The sequence below is a fragment of the Exiguobacterium sp. s194 genome, assembly GCF_018618275.1.
Taxonomy (GTDB): domain Bacteria; phylum Bacillota; class Bacilli; order Exiguobacteriales; family Exiguobacteriaceae; genus Exiguobacterium; species Exiguobacterium chiriqhucha.
Map to the genome: position 1 here is coordinate 16,088 of NZ_JACSLT010000013.1, position 22,721 is coordinate 38,808.

At 48.1% G+C, this 22,721-nt stretch carries 26 protein-coding genes and 1 other annotated feature; all 26 genes read left to right on the plus strand.

The window, feature by feature from the left end; all coding sequences use genetic code 11:
• Positions 1-103 precede the first annotated feature (103 nt).
• The 26 genes from rplK (at position 104) to rplE (ending at position 22,720) form a co-directional block, all read left to right on the plus strand.
• Positions 104-529 carry a 50S ribosomal protein L11 gene (gene rplK, locus KNP85_RS14415; protein WP_021066593.1) on the plus strand — a complete coding sequence of 142 codons (426 nt, stop codon included), beginning with the start codon at positions 104-106 and terminating at the stop codon, positions 527-529.
• Positions 530-627: 98 nt separating this feature from the next.
• Complete coding sequence (gene rplA, locus KNP85_RS14420) at positions 628-1,314, plus strand: 50S ribosomal protein L1 (RefSeq protein ID WP_021066594.1); 687 nt, start codon at positions 628-630, stop codon at positions 1,312-1,314.
• Between the two features lie 59 nt (positions 1,315-1,373).
• Positions 1,374-1,527 (plus strand) — a sequence feature (ribosomal protein L10 leader region).
• A 45-nt stretch (positions 1,528-1,572) separates the two neighbouring features.
• Positions 1,573-2,079 carry a 50S ribosomal protein L10 gene (gene rplJ / locus KNP85_RS14425; protein ID WP_021066595.1) on the plus strand — a complete coding sequence of 169 codons (507 nt, stop codon included), beginning with the start codon at positions 1,573-1,575 and terminating at the stop codon, positions 2,077-2,079.
• Positions 2,080-2,138: 59 nt separating this feature from the next.
• A complete protein-coding gene (rplL, locus tag KNP85_RS14430) occupies positions 2,139-2,504 on the plus strand; it encodes a 50S ribosomal protein L7/L12 (RefSeq protein WP_021066596.1) in 366 nt (121 codons plus the stop codon).
• Positions 2,505-2,590: 86 nt separating this feature from the next.
• Entirely contained in the window at positions 2,591-3,187 is a 597-nt protein-coding gene (locus tag KNP85_RS14435) for a class I SAM-dependent methyltransferase (RefSeq protein ID WP_214803773.1), read from the plus strand.
• A 193-nt stretch (positions 3,188-3,380) separates the two neighbouring features.
• Positions 3,381-6,929 (plus strand): DNA-directed RNA polymerase subunit beta, encoded by a 3,549-nt coding sequence (rpoB, locus tag KNP85_RS14440; protein WP_058765118.1) that lies wholly within the window; start codon positions 3,381-3,383, stop codon positions 6,927-6,929.
• A 22-nt stretch (positions 6,930-6,951) separates the two neighbouring features.
• On the plus strand, positions 6,952-10,551 hold the full coding sequence (gene rpoC, locus KNP85_RS14445) for a DNA-directed RNA polymerase subunit beta' (RefSeq protein ID WP_021066599.1): 3,600 nt from the start codon (positions 6,952-6,954) through the stop codon (positions 10,549-10,551).
• Between the two features lie 288 nt (positions 10,552-10,839).
• Entirely contained in the window at positions 10,840-11,262 is a 423-nt protein-coding gene (gene rpsL, locus KNP85_RS14450) for a 30S ribosomal protein S12 (protein WP_012727683.1), read from the plus strand.
• Positions 11,263-11,310: 48 nt separating this feature from the next.
• On the plus strand, positions 11,311-11,778 hold the full coding sequence (rpsG, locus tag KNP85_RS14455) for a 30S ribosomal protein S7 (protein WP_021066600.1): 468 nt from the start codon (positions 11,311-11,313) through the stop codon (positions 11,776-11,778).
• Positions 11,779-11,894: 116 nt separating this feature from the next.
• Positions 11,895-13,973 carry an elongation factor G gene (gene fusA, locus KNP85_RS14460; RefSeq protein ID WP_029594429.1) on the plus strand — a complete coding sequence of 693 codons (2,079 nt, stop codon included), beginning with the start codon at positions 11,895-11,897 and terminating at the stop codon, positions 13,971-13,973.
• A gap of 115 nt (positions 13,974-14,088) precedes the next feature.
• Positions 14,089-15,276, plus strand: a complete 1,188-nt coding sequence (gene tuf, locus KNP85_RS14465) for an elongation factor Tu (protein ID WP_021066602.1) — start codon at positions 14,089-14,091, stop codon at positions 15,274-15,276.
• 109 nt (positions 15,277-15,385) lie between these two features.
• Positions 15,386-15,895 carry a hypothetical protein gene (locus tag KNP85_RS14470; protein WP_214716276.1) on the plus strand — a complete coding sequence of 170 codons (510 nt, stop codon included), beginning with the start codon at positions 15,386-15,388 and terminating at the stop codon, positions 15,893-15,895.
• Positions 15,896-16,273: 378 nt separating this feature from the next.
• Entirely contained in the window at positions 16,274-16,582 is a 309-nt protein-coding gene (rpsJ, locus tag KNP85_RS14475; protein WP_021066604.1) for a 30S ribosomal protein S10, read from the plus strand.
• A 61-nt stretch (positions 16,583-16,643) separates the two neighbouring features.
• Positions 16,644-17,270, plus strand: coding sequence for a 50S ribosomal protein L3 (gene rplC / locus KNP85_RS14480; protein WP_021066605.1), 627 nt, complete (start codon positions 16,644-16,646; stop codon positions 17,268-17,270).
• Positions 17,271-17,298: 28 nt separating this feature from the next.
• Positions 17,299-17,922, plus strand: coding sequence for a 50S ribosomal protein L4 (rplD, locus tag KNP85_RS14485; RefSeq protein ID WP_021066606.1), 624 nt, complete (start codon positions 17,299-17,301; stop codon positions 17,920-17,922).
• Positions 17,922-18,203, plus strand: a complete 282-nt coding sequence (gene rplW / locus KNP85_RS14490) for a 50S ribosomal protein L23 (RefSeq protein WP_021066607.1) — start codon at positions 17,922-17,924, stop codon at positions 18,201-18,203. The genes rplD and rplW overlap by 1 nt, the downstream gene beginning before the upstream one ends.
• Positions 18,204-18,237: 34 nt before the next feature.
• The gene (gene rplB, locus KNP85_RS14495; protein ID WP_021066608.1) at positions 18,238-19,068 is read left to right on the plus strand and encodes a 50S ribosomal protein L2; all 831 of its coding nucleotides are present in this window, start codon (positions 18,238-18,240) and stop codon (positions 19,066-19,068) included.
• Between the two features lie 66 nt (positions 19,069-19,134).
• On the plus strand, positions 19,135-19,410 hold the full coding sequence (gene rpsS / locus KNP85_RS14500; protein WP_012727673.1) for a 30S ribosomal protein S19: 276 nt from the start codon (positions 19,135-19,137) through the stop codon (positions 19,408-19,410).
• Between the two features lie 20 nt (positions 19,411-19,430).
• The gene (gene rplV / locus KNP85_RS14505; protein ID WP_021066609.1) at positions 19,431-19,763 is read left to right on the plus strand and encodes a 50S ribosomal protein L22; all 333 of its coding nucleotides are present in this window, start codon (positions 19,431-19,433) and stop codon (positions 19,761-19,763) included.
• A gap of 13 nt (positions 19,764-19,776) precedes the next feature.
• Positions 19,777-20,436, plus strand: a complete 660-nt coding sequence (rpsC, locus tag KNP85_RS14510) for a 30S ribosomal protein S3 (RefSeq protein WP_021066610.1) — start codon at positions 19,777-19,779, stop codon at positions 20,434-20,436.
• Between the two features lie 32 nt (positions 20,437-20,468).
• The gene (gene rplP, locus KNP85_RS14515; RefSeq protein WP_016508922.1) at positions 20,469-20,906 is read left to right on the plus strand and encodes a 50S ribosomal protein L16; all 438 of its coding nucleotides are present in this window, start codon (positions 20,469-20,471) and stop codon (positions 20,904-20,906) included.
• Positions 20,893-21,096 carry a 50S ribosomal protein L29 gene (gene rpmC, locus KNP85_RS14520; RefSeq protein ID WP_012727669.1) on the plus strand — a complete coding sequence of 68 codons (204 nt, stop codon included), beginning with the start codon at positions 20,893-20,895 and terminating at the stop codon, positions 21,094-21,096. Before rplP ends, rpmC begins: the two co-directional genes overlap by 14 nt.
• Positions 21,097-21,129: 33 nt before the next feature.
• Positions 21,130-21,390 (plus strand): 30S ribosomal protein S17, encoded by a 261-nt coding sequence (gene rpsQ / locus KNP85_RS14525; protein WP_021066611.1) that lies wholly within the window; start codon positions 21,130-21,132, stop codon positions 21,388-21,390.
• Positions 21,391-21,433: 43 nt separating this feature from the next.
• Positions 21,434-21,802 carry a 50S ribosomal protein L14 gene (gene rplN, locus KNP85_RS14530; protein WP_012727667.1) on the plus strand — a complete coding sequence of 123 codons (369 nt, stop codon included), beginning with the start codon at positions 21,434-21,436 and terminating at the stop codon, positions 21,800-21,802.
• A 37-nt stretch (positions 21,803-21,839) separates the two neighbouring features.
• On the plus strand, positions 21,840-22,148 hold the full coding sequence (gene rplX / locus KNP85_RS14535) for a 50S ribosomal protein L24 (protein WP_021066612.1): 309 nt from the start codon (positions 21,840-21,842) through the stop codon (positions 22,146-22,148).
• A 32-nt stretch (positions 22,149-22,180) separates the two neighbouring features.
• Positions 22,181-22,720, plus strand: a complete 540-nt coding sequence (rplE, locus tag KNP85_RS14540) for a 50S ribosomal protein L5 (protein WP_016508927.1) — start codon at positions 22,181-22,183, stop codon at positions 22,718-22,720.
• The last annotated feature ends 1 nt before the right edge of the window (position 22,721 follow it).

Consider the following 22,721-nt stretch of genomic DNA (forward strand, 5'->3'; position numbering starts at 1 on the left):
TTGATGTTGTGCTTTATTTCGGTACAAACTCGACCTAATAGATTGAGTGGGAGGGCGCACAACGTCCAAGAAACCACATTTTAGACTTAAGGAGGTGTGTCTCGTGGCGAAAAAAGTTACTAAACTCGTTAAACTTCAAATCCCAGCTGGTAAAGCTAACCCAGCACCACCAGTAGGACCAGCACTTGGTCAAGCAGGTGTTAACATCATGGGATTCTGTAAAGAGTTCAACGCTCGTACACAAGACCAAGCCGGATTGATTATTCCTGTAGTCATTACGGTATACGAAGATCGTTCGTTTACATTCATTACGAAAACTCCACCAGCTGCAGTTCTTTTGAAGAAAGCTGCTGGTATCGAGAGCGGTTCTGGTGAACCAAACCGTAAGAAGGTAGCAACGGTTAAGCGTGATAAAGTTCGCGAAATCGCTGAACTTAAAATGCCTGACCTTAACGCGTCGTCTGTTGAAACAGCGATGCTTATGGTTGAAGGTACTGCGCGTAGTATGGGTATTGTAATCGAAGACTAATTTATTAGTCTCTGGGATTGTCGGTGAATATTATGCTCACCTTCAATCCCTTCATTATGTGGGAGGAAATTCCGCTAACCACAAGGAGGAAAAGAATCATGGGTAAAAAACACCAAGAAGCAGCTAAGCTTGTTGATCGCATGAAGTCATACGAACTCACTGAGGCCGTTGAACTCGTTCAAAAAACAGCTACTGCTAAATTCGATGAAACAATCGAAGTTGCTGTCCGTCTCGGCGTAGATCCGAAGAAAGCGGACCAACAAATTCGCGGTGCCGTCGTACTTCCACACGGTACTGGTAAAACACAAAAAGTTCTCGTCTTCGCAAAAGGCGAAAAAGTTAAAGAAGCTGAAGCGGCTGGCGCTGACTACGTCGGTGACTCTGAGTTCATCACTAAAATCCAACAAGGATGGTTCGACTTCGATGTTATCGTTGCGACACCTGACATGATGGGCGAAGTTGGTAAACTTGGTCGCGTTCTCGGACCAAAAGGCCTCATGCCTAACCCGAAAACAGGCACAGTTACGTTCGACGTGACGAAAGCAATCGCGGACATCAAAGCTGGTAAAGTAGAGTACCGCGTTGACAAAGCCGGTAACATCCACGTACCAGTTGGTAAGAAATCGTTTGAAGCAACTAAACTTACTGAGAACATCGAGACAATCATCGAGACGCTCATGAAAGTGAAGCCTGCTACTGCAAAAGGAACTTACCTTAAAAACATCGCGCTTTCTTCGACAATGGGTCCTGGGATCCGTGTCGCGACTGCCGACTTCATCAAGTAATCTACTTGAAATAAACTGTTGACAACGTGTGATACCGCTGTTAAAGTAATACACGTTCAACCGAATATGTTGGATTACCGTAGACAGAAGGTGGACATCGGTCCGTAAACCCTTCCGAGGTGTCTTTGCTCGAACTTGAGCCTGTTGTCACAGGTTTACTTTCAAACAATTACGCCCTCGTATGTCTTCATACGAGGGATTTCTTTTTGAAGAGCAGCCTCTCGTCCGGTATAAGAATTGACTAGGAGGTGCAAACACATGGCAAGCGAAAAAATCGTATCTCAGAAATCGGCACTCGTCGATGAAATCGCTGAGAAAATGCAAGCAAGCGTTGGGACAATTGTTGTTGACTACCGTGGACTTACAGTTGAAGAAGTGACTACACTCCGTAAATCACTCCGTGACGCTGGAATCGAGTTCAAAGTATACAAAAACGGTCTTCTTCGCCGCGCAGCAGTTCAGTCGAACTTCGAAGGTCTTGACGAAGTCTTCACTGGCCCTACAGCAATCGCGTTCTCGAACGAAGACGTTGTAGCTCCAGCGAAGATCTTGAACGACTTCTCGAAAGAGCACAAAGCGCTCGAATTGAAAGGCGGAATCATCGAAGGCAAAGTTTCTTCACTTGAAGAAGTTAAAGCCCTTGCAGAACTTCCATCACGCGAAGGTCTTCTCTCGATGCTTCTCAGCGTACTTCAAGCTCCAATCCGTGGGCTCGCAGTCGCAACAAACGCAATCGCAGAACAAAAAGAAGAGCAAACTGCTTAATTTTTGTCTCGTAGCGTAACAAAAACCAATCTTTACAACATCAAAGGAGGAAAACCATAATGGCTTTCAACAAAGAGCAATTCATCGAAGACCTCAAATCAATGACGGTTCTCGAACTTAACGAACTCGTAAAAACAATCGAAGAAGAATTCGGCGTATCAGCAGCAGCTCCAGTAGCAGTTGCAGGTGCAGGCGCAGCAGTAGCTGAAGAGCAAACTGAATTCGACGTAATCCTCACAAACGCTGGCGCTGGTAAAATCAACGTCATCAAAGCGGTACGTGAACTTACAGGCCTCGGTCTTAAAGAAGCGAAAGCACTCGTTGACGGAACTCCAGCTCCAGTCAAAGAAGGCGTTTCTAAAGAAGATGCAGACGCAGTCAAAGCTAAGCTTGAAGAAGCTGGCGCAACTGTCGAAGTTAAGTAATCTAACTTTTACTTCTACAACCTATAGAAGCTCGCTATGGCGAGCTTCTTTTATTTCCTTGAAGAGTGGGTTAGGAGGTTCAATGCATGGGAGATCATTACTATACGAACGACCCTAGTTCGAAAAGTGCCCCTGAGACATGGACGTTTGAGTTGCGAGGGAAGACATATCGCTTCACCTCGGACCGCGGCGTGTTCTCGAAAGGATCGGTCGATTTTGGGTCACGTCTCTTAATCGAATCATTTGAAGTGCCTGATGTTGAAGGACGCATTTTAGATGTGGGCTGCGGCTACGGTCCGATGGGGATCTCGCTTGCCGACGCCTCTGGGCGTGAAGCACTCCTCGTCGACGTGAACGAGCGAGCGCTTGCCTTGTCAGAGCAAAACGCCGCCCAAAATGGGGTGACGATTGAGACGCGACTCAGCCACGCTTATGACGGAGTCGGTGATGAACAGTTCGCCGCAATCGTGACCAATCCGCCGATTCGGGCCGGGAAGCAAGTGGTCCACACGATTTTGCGCGATGCGTATACACACCTTGTCGTAGGTGGAGCGCTCTACGTCGTTATTCAAAAGAAACAAGGAGCGCCTTCTGCCAAGAAGTTGCTTGAAGATGTGTTCGGTAAAGTCGAGACGGTTGCGAAAGAAAAGGGCTATTTCATTTTCCGGGCAATTCGCTCTTGACAAACGGTGAAGTCTTGTTGACTCGCTATAACGTATATGCTAACATTATAAAATGCCATTGGAATGGAATTCGCTTTGAACTGCCGCGTTTGCCGCTTTTTAGACGCGGAAAAGAGGCGACATTCAATGACAATGTTCGATTATTACGCCCGAAAAATTCGATAGAGAATTGGGGGTCTGAGAGGTGAATCAGTTGACTGGTCAACTTGTTCAGTACGGTCGTCACCGTCAGAGAAGAAGCTTTGCCCGTATCAGTGAGGTATTAGAGCTTCCGAATTTGATTGAAATTCAAACTGCTTCTTACGAGTGGTTCTTGCGTGAAGGATTGAAAGAGATGTTTACGGACATTTCGCCAATCTCCGACTTCACCGGAAACCTCGTGCTCGAGTTCATCGACTATTCGCTCAGTGAGCCGAAGTATTCGATCGATGAGTCGAAGGAGCGAGACGTAACTTACTCTGCGCCATTGCGCGTAAAAGTACGTTTGCAAAACAAAGAGACAGGTGAGCTCAAAGAACAAGAAGTGTTCATGGGGGATTTCCCGCTCATGACAGAATCGGGAACGTTTATCATTAACGGTGCAGAACGCGTTATCGTTTCCCAGCTCGTTCGTTCACCAAGCGTTTATTACAACGCGAAACTCGATAAAAACGGTAAGCGTGGCTTCGGAGCGACTGTTATTCCGAACCGTGGTGCATGGCTCGAACTTGAGACAGATGCCAAAGATATCGTTTACGTTCGTATTGACCGTACCCGCAAAATCCCGGTAACGGTGTTGTTGCGTGCCCTCGGTTTCGGTACGGACCAAGAGATTATCGACCTTCTCGGGGATGACGAGTATCTTCGTAACACCCTTGAAAAAGATAATACAGAATCAACAGAAAAAGCGTTAATCGAAATTTACGAGCGTCTCCGCCCTGGTGAACCACCAACGGTTGAGAACGCGAAGTCACTTCTCGTTTCTCGTTTCTTCGACCCAAAACGTTACGACCTTGCAAACGTCGGTCGCTATAAGATGAACAAAAAACTTCATCTTAAAAACCGTCTCTTCGGTCAAAAATTGGCCGAGACGCTCGTTGACCCAGAAACAGGTGAAGTCATCGCCGAAGCTGGAACTGTCCTCGATCGTCGCAACCTTGACCGCGTTCTTCCACACTTGGAGAACGGCCTTGGTTATATGGATGCTGAGCCGACAGGCGGCGTCGCTGAAGGTGAACCGTTCGGTCTTCAATCGATCAAAGTAATCTCACCAGATGACCCAGATGGAGAGCGTATCTTGAACATTATCGGTAACGGCAATATCGACCGTAGCGTGAAACACATCACACCGGCTGATATCATCGCATCGATCAACTACTTCTTTAACTTATTACACGAAGTCGGAACAACAGATGACATTGACCACTTAGGAAACCGTCGTCTTCGTTCAGTCGGAGAACTTCTCCAAAACCAATTCCGGATCGGGCTTTCTCGTATGGAACGTGTCGTTAAAGAACGGATGTCGATTCAAGATCAAAACGCGATCACACCACAGGCGTTAATCAACATTCGCCCAGTTATCGCGTCGCTAAAAGAGTTCTTCGGTAGTTCGCAGTTGTCACAGTTCATGGACCAAACAAACCCGCTCGCAGAGCTCACGCACAAGCGTCGTCTCTCTGCACTTGGACCGGGTGGTTTGACACGTGAGCGTGCCGGTTTCGAAGTTCGAGACGTTCACTATTCGCACTACGGTCGGATGTGTCCAATCGAAACGCCGGAGGGACCAAACATCGGTCTCATCAACTCGCTTTCGTCTTATGCGAAAGTAAACGAGTACGGCTTCATTGAAGCTCCGTACCGTCGAGTCGACCCTGAAACAGGTCTCGTCACGAGCGAGATTCAATATATGACGGCGGATGAAGAAGATCTCTACGTCGTCGCTCAGGCGAACATGCCGCTCACAGAAGAAGGCGGATTCGCCAACGAACAAGTCCTTTGCCGTTTCCGCGGACAAAACTTGTCAGTTGAGCCGAACCGAGTCGATTACATGGACGTCTCGCCGAAACAGGTTGTTTCTGCCGCAACAGCATGTATCCCGTTCCTTGAGAACGATGACTCGAACCGTGCCCTCATGGGAGCGAACATGCAGCGTCAAGCTGTACCACTTCTTCAACCAGATTCACCGATTATCGGTACTGGGATGGAGTACGTGTCAGCGAAAGACTCTGGGGCCGCGATTATCGCGAAATTCCCAGGTGTCGTCGAGCGTGTCACAGCACGCGAAATCTTAGTCCGCCGCACGTCTGACGTGAACGGTTCTGAGGTATCAGGTGACCTTGACCGCTACAAACTTCAAAAGTATGTCCGTTCGAACCAAGGGACATGCTACAACCAGAAGCCGATCATCGCTGCTGGTGACCGTGTCGAAAAAGGAGAAATCCTTGCTGACGGACCGTCGATGGATATGGGTGAGCTCGCGCTCGGTCGTAACGTCGTCGTCGCCTTCATGACATGGGACGGTTACAACTATGAGGATGCGATCATCATGAGTGAACGCCTCGTGAAAGATGATGTGTACACGTCGATTCATATCGAAGAGTACGAATCAGAGTCACGCGACACGAAACTCGGACCTGAGGAAATCACACGTGATATTCCAAACGTCGGTGATGACGCACTTCGCAACTTGGACGACCGTGGGATTATCCGCATCGGTGCGGAAGTCAAGGATGGCGATATCCTCGTCGGTAAAGTTACGCCTAAAGGTGTGACTGAATTGACGGCGGAAGAGCGTCTCTTGCACGCAATCTTCGGTGAGAAGGCACGTGAAGTCCGTGATACGTCACTCCGTGTACCAAACGGCGGCGACGGCATCATCTTGGACGTCAAAGTGTTCGATCGTGAAAACGGTGACGAACTCTCACCAGGCGTGAACCAAATGGTTCGTGTCTACATCGTTCAAAAACGTAAGATTCACGAAGGGGATAAGATGGCGGGACGTCACGGTAACAAAGGTGTTATCTCGCGCATTCTCCCTGAAGAAGACATGCCATACATGCCGGACGGCACACCGATTGACATCATGCTTAACCCACTAGGTGTACCATCACGGATGAACATCGGTCAGGTACTCGAACTCCACCTTGGAATGGCGGCTAAAAAGCTCGGCATCAAAGTGGCGACACCTGTATTCGATGGTGCACGTGAGGAAGACGTATGGGCAACGATTGAAGAAGCTGGAATGGACAAAGACGCCAAGACTCGTCTCTATGACGGTCGTACTGGTGAACCGTTCGATAACCGCGTCTCGGTCGGTGTCATGTATATGATCAAACTCGCGCACATGGTTGATGATAAACTTCACGCTCGTTCGACAGGGCCATACTCGCTCGTCACGCAACAACCGCTCGGTGGTAAAGCACAGTTCGGTGGACAGCGTTTCGGTGAGATGGAAGTATGGGCACTTGAAGCGTACGGCGCAGCCTACACGCTCCAAGAGATCCTTACAATCAAGTCGGATGACACGGTTGGCCGTGTGAAAGCATACGAGGCCATCGTGAAAGGTGAGAGCGTTCCGAAAGCGGGCGTTCCTGAGTCGTTCCGCGTCTTGATCAAAGAGCTCCAAGCGCTCGGTATGGAAGTCAAGATGATGTCTGCGGACGATGAAGAAGTTGAAATGAAAGATGAAGATGACGACAACATCCCGAACGCAACATCGGCGTTAGAACAAGTCGTTCAACCGACTGTTACGGAAGAGGAATAAGGCGAAAAGGGAGGTCGGCCCCTTGGTAGATGTTAATCGATTTGAATATATGAAAATCGGCTTGGCTTCACCCGAGAAGATCCGTTCGTGGTCTTACGGGGAAGTCAAAAAGCCGGAAACGATCAACTATCGTACACTTAAACCAGAGAAGGACGGATTGTTCTGTGAACGAATCTTCGGTCCTACGAAAGACTGGGAATGTTACTGCGGGAAATACAAACGAATCCGTTATAAAGGAGTCATTTGTGACCGTTGTGGCGTTGAAGTGACGAAAGCGAAAGTGCGTCGCGAGCGTATGGGCCATATCGAGCTCGCGGCACCAGTTTCGCACATCTGGTACTTCAAAGGGATTCCAAGCCGAATGGGGCTTGTTCTCGATATGTCACCACGTGCGCTCGAAGAAGTAATCTACTTCGCGTCGTACGTTGTGACGGAGCCAGGTGACACTCCGCTTGAGAAGAAACAACTTCTCTCGGAAAAAGAATACCGTCTCTACCGTGAAAAATACGGCAGTGACTTCAGAGCAGACATGGGTGCAGAAGCAATCCGCACACTCCTTCAAGACGTTCAACTCGAGAAGGAAGTCGGAGAACTCCGCGAAGAATTGAAGACGGTTCAAGGCCAACGTCGTACACGTGCGATTAAACGTCTTGAAGTGCTCGATGCGTTCTTCACGTCAGGTAATGATCCAGATTGGATGATTCTTGAAGTACTTCCTGTCATTCCGCCAGAGCTTCGCCCGATGGTGCAGCTCGACGGTGGACGCTTTGCGACATCTGACTTGAACGATTTGTATCGTCGAGTCATCAACCGAAACAACCGTCTTAAACGTTTGCTCGATCTCGGCGCGCCGAACATCATCGTGCAAAACGAGAAGCGTATGCTTCAAGAAGCGGTTGACGCCCTCATCGACAACGGTCGTCGTGGTCGTCCGGTCACAGGACCAGGTAACCGTCCCCTTAAATCACTTTCACACATGTTGAAAGGGAAACAAGGTCGTTTCCGTCAAAACCTTCTTGGTAAACGGGTCGACTATTCAGGACGTTCGGTTATCGTCGTTGGTCCAAACTTGAAGATGTACCAATGTGGTCTCCCGAAAGAGATGGCCCTTGAACTCTTCAAACCGTTCGTGATGAAAGAACTTGTCGGTCGCGGCATCGCGTCGAACATCAAGAACGCCAAACGTAAGATTGAGAAGATGCAACCAGAAATCTGGGGCGTCCTCGAAGAAGTCATTCGTGAGCATCCGGTTCTCTTGAACCGTGCCCCAACGCTTCACCGCCTAGGGATTCAAGCTTTCGAACCGATTCTCGTCGAAGGTCGCGCGATTCGCCTTCACCCGCTCGTATGTACGGCTTATAACGCCGACTTTGATGGTGACCAAATGGCGGTTCACGTACCACTTTCTGCTGAAGCACAAGCTGAAGCTCGTCTTCTCATGCTCGCAGCGCAAAACATCTTGAACCCGAAAGACGGAAAACCAGTTGTTACACCATCGCAGGATATGGTCCTCGGTAACTACTACATCTCGCTTGAACGCGACGATGCCGTCGGACAAGGGAAAATTTTGTCGAACGTGAACGAAGCGCTCATCGCGTATCAAAATGGCTATGTCCACTTGCATACACGTGTCGCTCTTCCAGCACGTACGCTCAACAACCCGACGTTCACAGATGAGCAAAACGAGAAAATGTTGATCACAACGGTCGGTAAGATGATCTTTAACGAGATCTTGCCGAACACGTTCCCATACTTGAACGAGCCGACGATGGAAAACTTACAGGAAGCAACGCCTGACAAGTACTTCATCGACAAAGGTGCCAACGTGGCAGAAGAAATCGCCTCACGTCCTTTGGTCGAGCCGTTCAAAAAAGGATTCCTTGGAAAAGTCATCGCGGAAGTGTTCCAGAAGTTCGAAACGACTGAAACAAGCCGCATGCTTGACCGGATGAAAGATCTCGGCTTCAAACACTCGACGAAAGCCGGTGTGACGGTCGGAATCGCTGATATCATCGTTCTTCCGGACAAACAAGAAATCCTTGATGAAGCGCAAACTCAAGTCGATCAAATCATGAAGTCATTCCGTCGCGGTCTCATCACTGAAGATGAGCGTTACGAGCGCGTTGTACGCTCTTGGAACGAAGCGAAGGATGAGATTCAATCACGATTGATGAAATCCCTCAATCGCTTGAACCCAATCTTCATGATGTCTGACTCAGGTGCCCGTGGTAACGCGTCCAACTTCACGCAGCTCGCAGGGATGCGTGGTTTGATGGCCGCTCCATCTGGCCGCATCATCGAACTTCCGATCAAATCTTCATTCCGTGAAGGTCTGACGGTACAAGAGTACTTCATCTCGACGCACGGTGCGCGTAAAGGTCTTGCCGATACAGCCCTTAAGACGGCTGACTCAGGTTACTTGACGCGTCGTCTTGTTGACGTAGCCCAAGATGTCATCATCCGTGAAGAAGATTGTGGAACGGACCGCGGAATCCGCGTTGCCGCTCTCCGCGAAGGCACGGAAGAAATCGAAAACTTGTATGACCGCCTCGTCGGCCGTACAGCGTTCGAGACAGTGGCACATCCGGAAACGGGTGAAGTCATGGTCGAGAAGAACCAATTGATTACCGAAGATCTCGCTCGCGACATCGTCGACGCTGGAATCGAACGAGTTGAAATCCGTACAGCCTTTACATGTAACACGTCACACGGCGTATGTAAGAAATGTTACGGCCGCAACTTGGCGACTGGCTCGAACGTTGAAGTCGGCGAAGCTGTCGGAATCATCGCCGCGCAATCAATCGGTGAGCCAGGAACGCAGCTTACAATGCGTACCTTCCACACAGGTGGGGTAGCCGGAGATGATATCACACAAGGTCTTCCACGTATCCAAGAGGTATTCGAGGCTCGTAACCCGAAAGGGCAAGCGGTCATCTCGGAAATCCCTGGTACGGTCATCGACTTCACAGAATCGCGTGACAAGCGTGAACTCACCGTCGAAGGACTCAGTGAGACACGTACGTACACGATTCCGTTCGGAGCACGTCTTCGTGTTCAAATCGGAGATACAGTAGAAGCTGGAGAAGTCTTCACGGAAGGTTCGATCGATCCGAAAGAATTGCTCGCCGTCCGTGGTGTATCTGGTGTTCAAAACTACTTGCTCCAAGAAGTACAAAAAGTTTACCGCATGCAAGGGGTAGAAATCGGCGACAAACACGTCGAAGTCATGGTTCGCCAAATGCTTCGCCGCGTCAAAGTCATCGAGTCTGGTGACACGCCACTTCTCCCTGGTTCGCTCGTCGATATCAGCGTCTTCAAAGAAGCGTGTAAAGATACGCTCCGCGAAGGCAAGAGCCCGGCAACAGCGAAACCGGTCCTTCTCGGAATCACAAAAGCGTCGCTTGAGACAGATTCGTTCCTCTCGGCCGCTTCGTTCCAAGAAACGACTCGTGTATTGACAGACGCTGCCATCAAAGGCAAGCGCGACTATCTCCTCGGACTCAAAGAGAACGTCATCATCGGGAAACTCGTTCCAGCTGGTACTGGGATGCCGGTTTACCGTGATGTTAAACTCAAAGAAGAAGAGACGAAAGCCGTTCTCGAAGACACGACGGTAGAATAAAAACGTCTTGACAGCATGGGTTGGCGGTGCTACTATGATTTAGTGCCGCCAATCGGTTGTTGTCGATGACAACGGTGTCCAGCAGTCGGCAAGCTACTTGGACGTCACCCGATCTTTCTCCGGAAAGGTTTGGCTGCTATTATTGCCACTTTCAAGGTATAACTCACGTTTTTGCGAGGTCATGGAATGCCTACGCCTCGTAAAAGCGTTTCGTTATGACCTTAAATGAACCACCCGGGTCGGTGGGTCTAGAAAATAGCATAATTCAGGAAGGGAGGATCTTCAAAGATGCCTACTATCAACCAGTTAGTCCGTAAAGGACGTAAATCGAAAGTCGTTAAATCTGACTCTCCAGCACTTAACAAAGGTTACAACAGTTTCATCAAGTCACAAACTAACGTGAGCTCGCCACAGAAACGTGGTGTTTGTACACGTGTTGGTACAATGACTCCGAAGAAACCGAACTCGGCATTACGTAAGTATGCTCGTGTTCGTTTGACTAACCAAATCGAAGTGACTGCGTACATTCCAGGTATTGGCCACAACCTTCAAGAGCACAGCGTTGTTCTTATCCGTGGAGGACGTGTAAAAGACTTACCAGGGGTACGTTACCACATCGTTCGTGGTGCGCTTGACACTGCAGGTGTTGACGGACGTATGCAAGGCCGTTCTAAATACGGTACGAAACGTCCGAAAGCTGCGAAGAAGTAATTCTCGCAAAACTAAAAACTACTGAAATTTTGAAAGGAGGGTACTCGGATGCGTAAAAACCGTGCAGAACGTCGTGACGTTATCGCAGATCCGATCTACAACTCGAAATTGGTAACTCGCCTCATTAACCGTGTCATGTTAGACGGTAAAAAAGGTACAGCTCAAACTATCATTTACAACGCATTTGGCCTCATCGCTGAACGCTCAGGCAAAGAGCCTATGGAAGTGTTCGAAGAAGCAATGAACAACATCATGCCTGTACTTGAAGTTAAAGCTCGCCGTGTTGGTGGAGCAAACTACCAAGTTCCTGTTGAAGTTCGTCCAGAGCGCCGTACGACACTTGGTCTTCGTTACCTCGTGAACTACGCTCGTCTCCGCAACGAGAAAACGATGGAGCAACGTATCGCGAATGAAATCATGGATGCAGCCAATAACACTGGTGCGTCTGTTAAGAAACGCGAAGACATGCATAAGATGGCAGAAGCGAACAAAGCGTTTGCTCACTATCGTTGGTAAGTTAAACGTAAAGACCACTCCACGTCACCAAGCGGTGGCTTAATGGAGTGGCTTTCGGGTATAATCATATCGTGTGCCAGCACACGAAAAACACATGCGGAAGGAGAATACCCAGTATGGCAAGAGAATTCTCCCTAAAGAATACTCGTAACATCGGGATCATGGCTCACATCGATGCCGGTAAGACGACAACAACTGAACGTATTCTTTATTACACAGGTCGTATCCACAAGATTGGTGAAACTCATGAAGGAGCTTCACAAATGGACTGGATGGAGCAGGAGCAAGAGCGTGGAATCACGATCACTTCTGCAGCGACAACTGCACAGTGGAATGGCCACCGTGTAAACATCATCGATACACCTGGACACGTAGACTTCACAGTTGAAGTTGAACGTTCACTCCGTGTACTTGATGGCGCTGTTGCGGTACTTGACGCTCAGTCAGGTGTTGAACCACAAACAGAAACTGTATGGCGTCAAGCGACGACTTACGGTGTTCCACGTGTCGTATTCGTCAACAAGATGGATAAGATCGGTGCGGACTTCTTGTACTCGGTGAAAACACTTCACGAACGTTTACACGCAAACGCACATCCAATCCAACTTCCAATCGGTGCGGAAGATGAATTCAAAGGAATCATCGACCTCGTTGAGAAGAAGACATACATGTACACGAACGACCTCGGTACTGACATCGAAGTAACGGATGGCTACCCAGCTGACATGGCTGACGAAGCTGAAGAACTTCGCGGTCAATTGATCGAAGCGGTTGCTGACTACAACGAAGAGTTGATGATGAAATACCTCGAAGGCGAAGAGATCTCAATCGAAGAACTCAAAGCTGGTATCCGTCAAGCAACACTCAGTGTAGAATTCTACCCTGTACTCGTTGGTTCTGCCTTCAAAAACAAAGGTGTTCAATTGATGTTGGACGCTGTTGTTGATTACCTCCCATCACCAGTTGATGTTGAGTCAATCAAAGGTGTTAACCTCGACACAGAAGAAGAAATCACGCGTGAGCCTTCTGACGAAGCTCCGTTCTCGGCACTTGCGTTCAAAGTCATGACGGATCCTTACGTCGGTAAATTGACGTTCTTCCGCGTGTACTCTGGTACAGCACAAGCTGGTTCGTATGTGAAGAACTCGACTAAAGGTAAGCGTGAGCGCCTCGGTCGTATCCTTCAAATGCACGCGAACAGCCGTGAAGAAATCCCAATGGTATTCGCTGGTGACATCGCCGCAGCCGTTGGTCTTAAAGATACTACGACTGGTGATACGCTTTGCTCAGAGAAAGACAACGTCGTTCTCGAGTCAATGACATTCCCAGAACCGGTTATCTCGGTCGCTATCGAGCCTAAATCGAAAGCTGACCAAGACAAGATGGGTCAAGCCCTCGCGAAACTCGCAGAAGAGGATCCAACTTTCCGCACTGAAACAAACCAAGAGACTGGTCAAACGATCATCTCTGGTATGGGTGAGCTTCACCTTGATATCCTCGTTGACCGTATGCGTCGCGAATTCAAAGTAGAAGCTAACGTTGGTGCACCACAAGTTGCTTACCGTGAGACAATCCGTGGCGCTGCGAAGATCGATTCGAAATTCGTACGTCAATCAGGTGGACGCGGTCAGTACGGTCACGTTGTCGTAGAATTCGAGCCGAACGAAGAAGGCGCTGGATTCGCATTCGAGAACAAGATCGTCGGTGGTGTTGTACCACGTGAATACGTCCCAGCTGTTCAGAACGGGATTGAAGAAGCTCTCGAAAACGGTATCCTCGCTGGTTACCCAGTAGTTGACGTTAAAGCTGCCCTCGTCTTCGGATCGTACCACGATGTCGACTCGAACGAGATGGCGTTTAAAGTTGCTGCTTCGATGGCGGTTAAACAACTTAAGGAACAAGCGAAAGCTGTAATCCTTGAGCCAATGATGCGTGTCGAAGTTGTTATCCCAGAAGAATACTTGGGAGACATCATGGGTGACGTCACGTCACGCCGTGGACGCGTAGAAGGTATGGAAGCACGCGGTAACGCTCAAGTCGTTAAAGCAATGGTTCCACTTTCAGAAATGTTTGGATATGCGACATCGCTTCGTTCACGTACGCAAGGACGCGGAACGTACTCGATGCACTTCGATCACTACGAAGAAGTACCGAAGTCAATCGCAGAAGAAATCATCAAAAAAGCGAACGGCTAATAACGGTTGTAACGCTTAATTGATTGTTGTAAGCTAAGGAGGACGTATGTTAAAAGTAGCCTACGTCTTCCTAGTTAAATAAAAAACTAATTGTCTAATAGAGGAGGAATCTAGAATGGGTAAAGAAAAATTCGACCGTTCTAAACCGCACGTTAACGTTGGTACAATCGGCCACGTCGACCACGGTAAAACAACTTTGACTGCAGCGATCTCAGCTGTACTTTCAAAAGCACAAGGTAAAACAGCTACAAAGTTTGACGCAATCGATGGTGCTCCTGAAGAGCGTGAGCGCGGTATCACAATCGCAACAGCTCACATCGAGTACGAAACTGACAAACGCCACTATGCACACGTTGACTGCCCAGGTCACGCTGACTATGTTAAAAACATGATCACTGGTGCTGCACAAATGGACGGCGCGATCCTCGTTGTTTCGGCAACTGATGGCCCAATGCCACAAACACGTGAGCACATCCTTCTTTCACGTCAAGTAGGTGTTCCTTTCATCGTCGTATTCATGAACAAAGTTGACATGGTTGACGACGAAGAACTCCTTGAGCTCGTTGAAATGGAAATCCGTGAACTTCTTTCTGAGTACGACTTCCCAGGCGACGACCTCCCTGTAATCAAAGGTTCTGCACTTGGCGCGCTTAACGGCGAACCACAGTGGGAAGAAAAAATCATGGAACTCATGAACGCAGTTGATGAGTACATCCCTGAGCCAGTTCGTGACACGGACAAAGAATTCATGATGCCAGTTGAGGACGTATTCTCAATCACTGGTCGCGGTACTGTAGCGACTGGTCGTGTTGAGCGTGGTGTTCTCCGCGTCAACGACGAAGTTGAAATCGTTGGTCTTACAGAAGAAACTAAGAAAACTGTATGTACTGGTGTAGAGATGTTCCGTAAGCTTCTCGACTACGCTGAAGCTGGCGACAACATCGGTGCTCTTCTCCGTGGTGTATCACGTGAAGACATCGAGCGTGGACAAGTACTTGCTAAGCCAGGTTCAATCACGCCGCACTCAAAGTTCAAAGCTTCAATCTACGTTCTTTCTAAAGAAGAGGGTGGCCGTCACACGCCATTCTTCGCGAACTACCGTCCGCAGTTCTACTTCCGTACAACTGACGTAACAGGTATCGTTCACCTTCCAGAAGGTACTGAAATGGTAATGCCAGGAGACAACATCGAGTTGACGATCGAATTGATTTCTACAATCGCGATCGAAGACGGAACACGTTTCTCAATCCGTGAGGGTGGCCGTACAGTAGGCGCTGGTTCAGTAACTGAAATCATCGAGTAATCGATTGATACACTGACCTTTCAAGCAGTCCGCATTTTGCGGGCTGCTTTTTTGTTTTATGGCGAGACGTGGTAAGATGGGACATATGTTGCAGGAAGGGGTGACGAGGATGGAAAAACAAGTCGAGACGTTATGCCGCTTGAATGGGATTGCGTGTCGGTTCGGTGGATCGACGTTATTGAAGCATCATGGACTCATCGAAACGGCGAATGACTTGGATGTATTCGTGGAGCCGGATCAATTCGAACGATTGGATCAAGTGTTGAGCCGAGTCGGCGAGAAAGTCGAAACGAAACCGCATGCCGACTACATGACGACATACTTTAGTGAATATGTGTTTGAAGGGGGCGACATCGATGTGATGGCCAGTTTCCGGATGAAGTGTACCGATGGGATTTATACGCATCCTTACATTGAACCGGTCGGCAGCTGGATGCGGCTCGAAGAGTGGGTCGTGCTGTATACGGTCATCGGTCGGGAAGATCAGCTTAATCGACTGGCGGATTATTTTGAGACGCATGAGCTCAACGAAGGGATCGTCCAAGCATGCCTCAAACGAGCCCCCGCCTCGGTCATTGAAGCCGTCACCGAACGCTTCGGAACCTATATGAAACGCTAGGTCGAGTTGGCACGGCGGTTCTCGAAAGAAATAGTTCAACAAAAGAAGGAAAATAGCTTGCAAATGGGTTCGAATCTTGTTACATTAGTGAACGTTGAACAACTCATCAGACATCCGGCACAATTAAAAAATCAAATCTTGCATTTCATATGTAGATTCGATATAATGATTAAGTGTTTGTGCGAGTGGTGAGAGACTTTACAGCAGAAATCGGGTCCAATCGTTGATTTGCAATGATCGGATACCTCTGCTGACACAAGCACGCTGCGATGAAGCGGGAGGTTATGACACGCCAGGCAGCTTTGCCATGGCCGGTGTGGAAATTTCCGCGGAGAACTGTCTATTTTTAAAAATAGGCGACAAAGGAGGGAAACTTACATGGCAAATGAAAAAATCCGTATTCGTTTAAAAGCATACGACCATCGCGTACTCGATCAATCAGCTGAGAAAATCGTTGATACTGCGAAGCGTTCAGGTGCAAAGGTTTCGGGACCAATCCCGCTTCCAACTGACAAATCGATCTACACGATCCTTCGTGCCGTTCACAAGTACAAAGATGCTCGTGAACAGTTCGAAATGCGTACACACAAACGCTTGATCGACATCGTTAACCCAACACCAAAAACGGTTGATGCGCTTATGCGTCTCGAATTACCATCAGGTGTGGACATCGAAATCAAACTTTAATTCTTCATATAGTAGATACTAGCCAGAAGAGACAATAATTATTAAACAGGAGGTGTATCTCATGGCTAAAGGAATCTTAGGAACAAAACTCGGTATGACTCAAATCTTCAACGAAGCAGGCGAAGTCGTACCAGTAACAGTAGTTGCTGTCGAAGGAAACGTCGTTCTTCAACTTAAAACGGTTGAAACAGACGGTTACGAGGCACTTCAACTCGGTTTCGGAGACATCAAAGAATCACGTCAAAACAAACCAGCAAAAGGTCACGCTGCGAAAGCAAGTGCGACACCTAAGCGCTTCATCAAAGAGATTCGTACTTCAGTAGAAGGATACGAAATCGGTCAAGAGATCAAGGCGGACATTTTCGCTGCAGGTGAATTAGTAGACGTAACAGGTACATCGAAAGGTAAAGGATTCCAAGGTGCGATCAAGCGTCACGGACAATCACGTGGACCAATGGCTCACGGTTCGCGCTACCACCGTCGTCCTGGTTCGATGGGTCCTGTAGCTCCTAACCGCGTATTTAAAGGGAAGCTTCTTCCTGGTCAAATGGGTGGCGAGCGTAAAACGATTCAAAACCTTGAAGTTGTCAAAGTTGACGTGGAACGCGGCCTTGTACTCGTTAAAGGCGCAATCCCAGGCGCTCGCAAGTCGAACGTCATCATCAAAACAGCGGTAAAGGGTAACTAATTAACTGCACGGAAAGGAGGAATTACGAATGCCTAAAGTAGCTTTGCTTAACCAAACAGGTTCACAAGTTGGCGAAATCGAATTGGCAGAAGCCATCTTCGGTATCGAGCCAAATGACTCAGTACTTTATGACGCGATCGTTATGCAACAAGCATCACGCCGTCAAGGTACTCACGATACGAAAGGTCGCTCGGAAGTACGCGGTGGCGGCCGTAAACCATGGAAACAAAAGGGAACTGGTCGTGCGCGCCAAGGTTCTATCCGCTCACCACAATGGGTTGGTGGTGGTACAGTCTTCGGTCCAACACCACGTTCATACTCTTACAAGCTTCCTAAAAAAGTTCGTCGTCTTGCACTTCTCTCGGCTTTGTCGTCAAAAGTGAAAAACAACGAAATGATCGTCCTCGAAGGCCTTGCTTTCGATGCACCAAAAACAAAAGATATGGTCGCTGTACTTCTTGGCCTATCAGTAGAACGTAAGGCTCTTGTAGTCACAGCGGACTACAATGAGACTATCGCTCTCGCAGCTCGTAACATCCCAGGAGTGACTGTGATCGAAGCAGCCGGCGTTAACGTTCTTGACCTCGTTGCTAACGACAAAGTCATCTTCACTAAAGATGCGGTTGCGAAGGTAGAGGAGGTGCTTGCATAATGGCTCAAGCATACGATATCATCAAACGTCCTATCATCACTGAGCGTTCTGTTAGCCTCATGGAAGCTAACAAATACGTTTTCGAGATCGACGTTAAAGCGACTAAATCACAAGTGAAGCACGCTATCGAAACAATCTTCAACGTGAAAGTTGCTTCGGTAAACACAATGAACATGAAACCGAAAGCGAAACGTGTCGGTCGTCACTCTGGTTACACATCGCGTCGTAAAAAAGCGATCGTAACTCTTGCTGAAGGCAACACAATCGACTTCCTCGGTTAATTTACTACCTTAGAAGAAAAGGAGGGAATCCTCGATGGCAATTAAAAAGTTTAAGCCGACCACTAACGGTCGCCGTAACATGACATCTCTCGACTTTGCAGAGATCACAACGAATCGCCCTGAAAAATCGTTAACTGAAAAGCTTTCGAAAAAAGGCGGTCGTAACAACCAAGGTCGTTTGACAGTACGTCACCAAGGTGGCGGACACAAACGTAAATACCGTATCATCGATTTCAAACGTAACAAAGATGGCATCGTCGGACGCGTTGCTACGATCGAATACGATCCAAACCGTTCAGCAAACATCGCCCTCATCAACTATGCAGATGGTGAGAAACGTTACATCCTCGCTCCTAAGGGCATCAAAGTAGGCATGGAAATCATGGCTGGCCCAGAAGCGGATATCAAAGTGGGGAACGCTCTTCCACTTATGAACATCCCTGTCGGTACTACTATCCACAACATCGAGCTTAAGCCTGGTAAGGGCGGTCAGCTTGTTCGTGCGGCTGGTGCATCGGCACAAATCCAAGGACGTGACGGCAAGTACGTTATCGTTCGTCTTCAATCAGGTGAATCACGTTTGTTCCTCGGCACTTGCCGCGCGACAGTCGGTTCAGTTGGTAACGAAGAACACGAACTCGTAAACATCGGTAAAGCAGGACGTTCACGTTGGTTAGGCAAACGCCCAACAGTACGTGGTTCTGTAATGAACCCGGTTGATCACCCACACGGTGGTGGTGAAGGTCGTGCGCCAATCGGTCGTTCGGGCCCACTTACTCCTTGGGGTAAACCAGCTCTTGGTCTTAAAACACGTAAGAAAAACAAATCGAGCGACATGTACATCCTTCGTCGCCGTAAGAAATAATTACTACATGATTCTCGGGCGGTTCGAAAGGGCCGTTCCCGAATCATTCCAAAGGGAGGTTCTATCATGGGTCGCAGCTTGAAAAAAGGTCCATTCGCAGATCACCATTTGCTCGCTAAAGTTGACAAACTTAACGAATCTGGTGAGAAGCAAGTCATCAAAACTTGGTCACGTCGCTCGACAATCTTCCCAGAATTCATGGGTCACACGTTCGGTGTACACGATGGTCGTAAACACGTACCAGTATTCGTGACAGAAGACATGGTCGGTCACAAACTTGGTGAATTCGCTCCAACACGTACGTACAAAGGTCACGGATCAGACAAGAAAACGAAACGGTAATTTGAGGGGAGGTCAAATCCATGCAAGCTAAAGCATCAGCTAATATGGTCCGTCTTGCTCCTCGCAAAGCACGTCTCGTTGTAGACTTAATTCGCGGGAAACAAGTCGGCGAAGCGCTCTCTGTCCTTGCTCACACGAACAAGGCAGCGTCGCCAATCGTTGAAAAAGTATTGAAGTCAGCGATTGCAAACGCAGAGCACAACTACGATATGAATATTGAGAACCTTGTAGTGTCGGAAATCTTCGTCAACGAAGGTCCAACACTCAAACGCTTCCGCCCACGTGCGATGGGTCGCGCAAGCCGCATTAACAAACGCACAAGCCACATCCACATCGTGGTAACTGAGAAATAAGGAGGGATATGTAGTGGGTCAAAAGGTAAATCCGCACGGTCTTCGCGTTGGTATTATCAAAGACTGGGATTCGCGTTGGTACGCTGAGAAAGACTACGCAGATCTCCTTCATGAAGACTTCGTTATTCGTGAATACATCGAAAACAAAATGAAGGATGCTAGTGTTTCTAAAGTAGAAATCGAACGCGCTGCAAATCGCGTAAACATTTCACTTCACACTGCGAAACCAGGTATGGTTATCGGTAAAGGTGGTTCGGAAATCGAATCACTCCGTAAAAACATCATCAAGCTTGCTGAAGGCAAACGTGTTCACATCAACGTTGTTGAAGTGAAAAACGCGGACGCTGTCGCTAAACTTGTTGCTGAAAACATCGCTCGTCAATTGGAAGGCCGTGTGTCATTCCGTCGTGCAATGAAACAATCAATCCAACGTTCGATGCGCACTGGCATCAAAGGGATCAAAACAGAAGTTTCTGGTCGTCTTGGTGGCGCTGATATCGCTCGTTCAGAGAAGTACTCGGAAGGAACAGTTCCACTTCACACGCTCCGTGCCGACATCGACTACGGAACAGCTGAAGCTGACACAACTTATGGTAAAATCGGAATTAAAGTCTGGTTGTACCATGGTGAAGTTCTTCCAACAAAAAACAACACAGCTAAAAACGCTGAATAATAAACACTCTTTCAGGAAGGAGGCAACACACTATGTTGTTACCTAAACGCGTGAAATATCGTCGTGTACACCGTGGTAAAATGCGCGGAAATGCAAAACGCGGCACAACAGTTCATTTCGGTGAATTCGGTCTCCAATCGCTCGAAGCGAGCTGGATCACAAACCGTCAAATCGAATCAGCACGTATCGCAATGACACGTTATATGAAACGTGGTGGTAAAGTGTGGATCAAGATCTTCCCACACAAGCCATACACGAAAAAGCCTCTCGAAGTCCGAATGGGTTCGGGTAAAGGTGCTCCAGAAGGCTGGGTAGCTGTAGTTAAGCCTGGCAAAGTTATGTTTGAAATCGCGGGTGTATCTGAGGAAGTAGCACGTGAGGCGCTTCGTCTTGCTGCACACAAACTTCCAGTTAAATGTAAGTTCGTGAAACGTGAAGAAAATGGTGGTGATACGAATGAAAGCAACTGATCTCCGTCAATCAACAACTGAAGAGCTCAACGGTAAAGTAGGCGAGTGGAAAGAAGAACTCTTTAACCTTCGTTTCCAATTGGCTACAGGTCAGCTTGAGAATCCTGCTCGTATCCGTGAAGTACGCAAGTCGATTGCGCGTGCTAAAACGATTCTTCGTGAACGCGAACTCGGCATCAACAACGGCTAATCTAATCGGATTCTTTAAGAGGAGGTAACACTCATGGAACGCAATAAGCGTAAAGTACTCACTGGACGCGTCGTGTCTGACAAAATGGACAAAACGATCGTCGTTGCAGTTGAAACAAAAGTACGTCATAAGCTTTATGGCAAACGTGTAAACTACACGAAGAAATTTAAAGCACACGATGAGAACAATGTCGCTAAAATCGGCGATGTGGTACGCATCGCGGAAACACGTCCGCTTTCTAAAGACAAACGTTTCCGTCTCGTAACAGTAGTAGAAGAGTCAGTAATCATCTAATAACAGTTCGGATTTATAAACATCCGGAGGGAGGTACACTCGCATGATTCAACAAGAATCTCGCTTGAAAGTAGCAGACAACTCTGGCGCGCGTGAACTGTTGACAATTAAAGTCCTCGGTGGTTCAGGTCGTAAGACTGCCAACATCGGTGACATTATCGTCGCAACGGTAAAACAAGCAACACCAGGTGGCGTTGTTAAAAAAGGTGACGTTGTCAGAGCAGTTGTCGTTCGTACAAAACGCGGCGCTCGTCGTAAAGATGGTTCGTACATCCGTTTCGATGAGAACGCAGCAGTCATCATCAAAGATGACAAGAGCCCACGCGGCACTCGGATCTTCGGGCCAGTTGCACGTGAACTTCGTGAAAAAGAATTCATGAAGATCGTTTCGTTGGCACCGGAAGTACTTTAATTTCCAATTTCAATCCTATAAGGAGGTGCGCAAAACGATGCATGTTAAAAAAGGCGATACAGTCCAGGTAATGTCTGGTAAAGATAAAGGCAAGCAAGGGGTTATCCTCAAAGCTATGCCAAGCAAGAACCGCGTAGTCGTAGAAGGTATCAACGTGATTAAAAAACACTCGAAACCATCACAAGCGAATCCACAAGGCGGTATCCTTGAAATCGAAGCACCAATTCACGTCTCGAACGTCATGCCACTCGACCCTAAAACGGGCAAACCAACTCGCGTTGGTTTCAAAGTAGTCGATGGTAAAAAAGTTCGTGTCGCGAAATCGGGCGAAGTACTCGATAAATAAGAAGAACGTGACGAAAGGAGGTCCATTCGACTATGAACCGTTTGCAAGAGAAGTATAAAAGCGACATCGTGAAAGCGATGATGGATAAATTCAACTATGACTCAGTTATGCAAGTCCCACAGGTCGACAAGATCGTCATCAACATGGGTGTAGGTGACGCTGTTTCGAACTCGAAGGCTCTTGACATGGCAGTGGAAGAATTATCAATTCTTTCTGGTCAAAAACCACTCGTAACGAAGGCTAAGAAATCAATCGCTGGTTTCAAACTTCGTGAAGGCATGCCAATCGGTGCGAAGGTTACTCTTCGTGGCGAGCGTATGTACGATTTCCTCGACAAATTGGTAACTGTTTCACTTCCACGTGTACGCGACTTCCGCGGTGTATCGAAGAAAGCATTCGACGGACGCGGTAACTACACGCTTGGTGTGAAAGAGCAACTTATTTTCCCTGAGATCGATTACGATAAAGTAACAAAAGTACGCGGTATGGATATCGTTGTTGTTACAACAGCGAACACAGACGAAGAAGCTCGTGAATTGCTCACACTTCTCGGAATGCCATTCCAAAAATAAT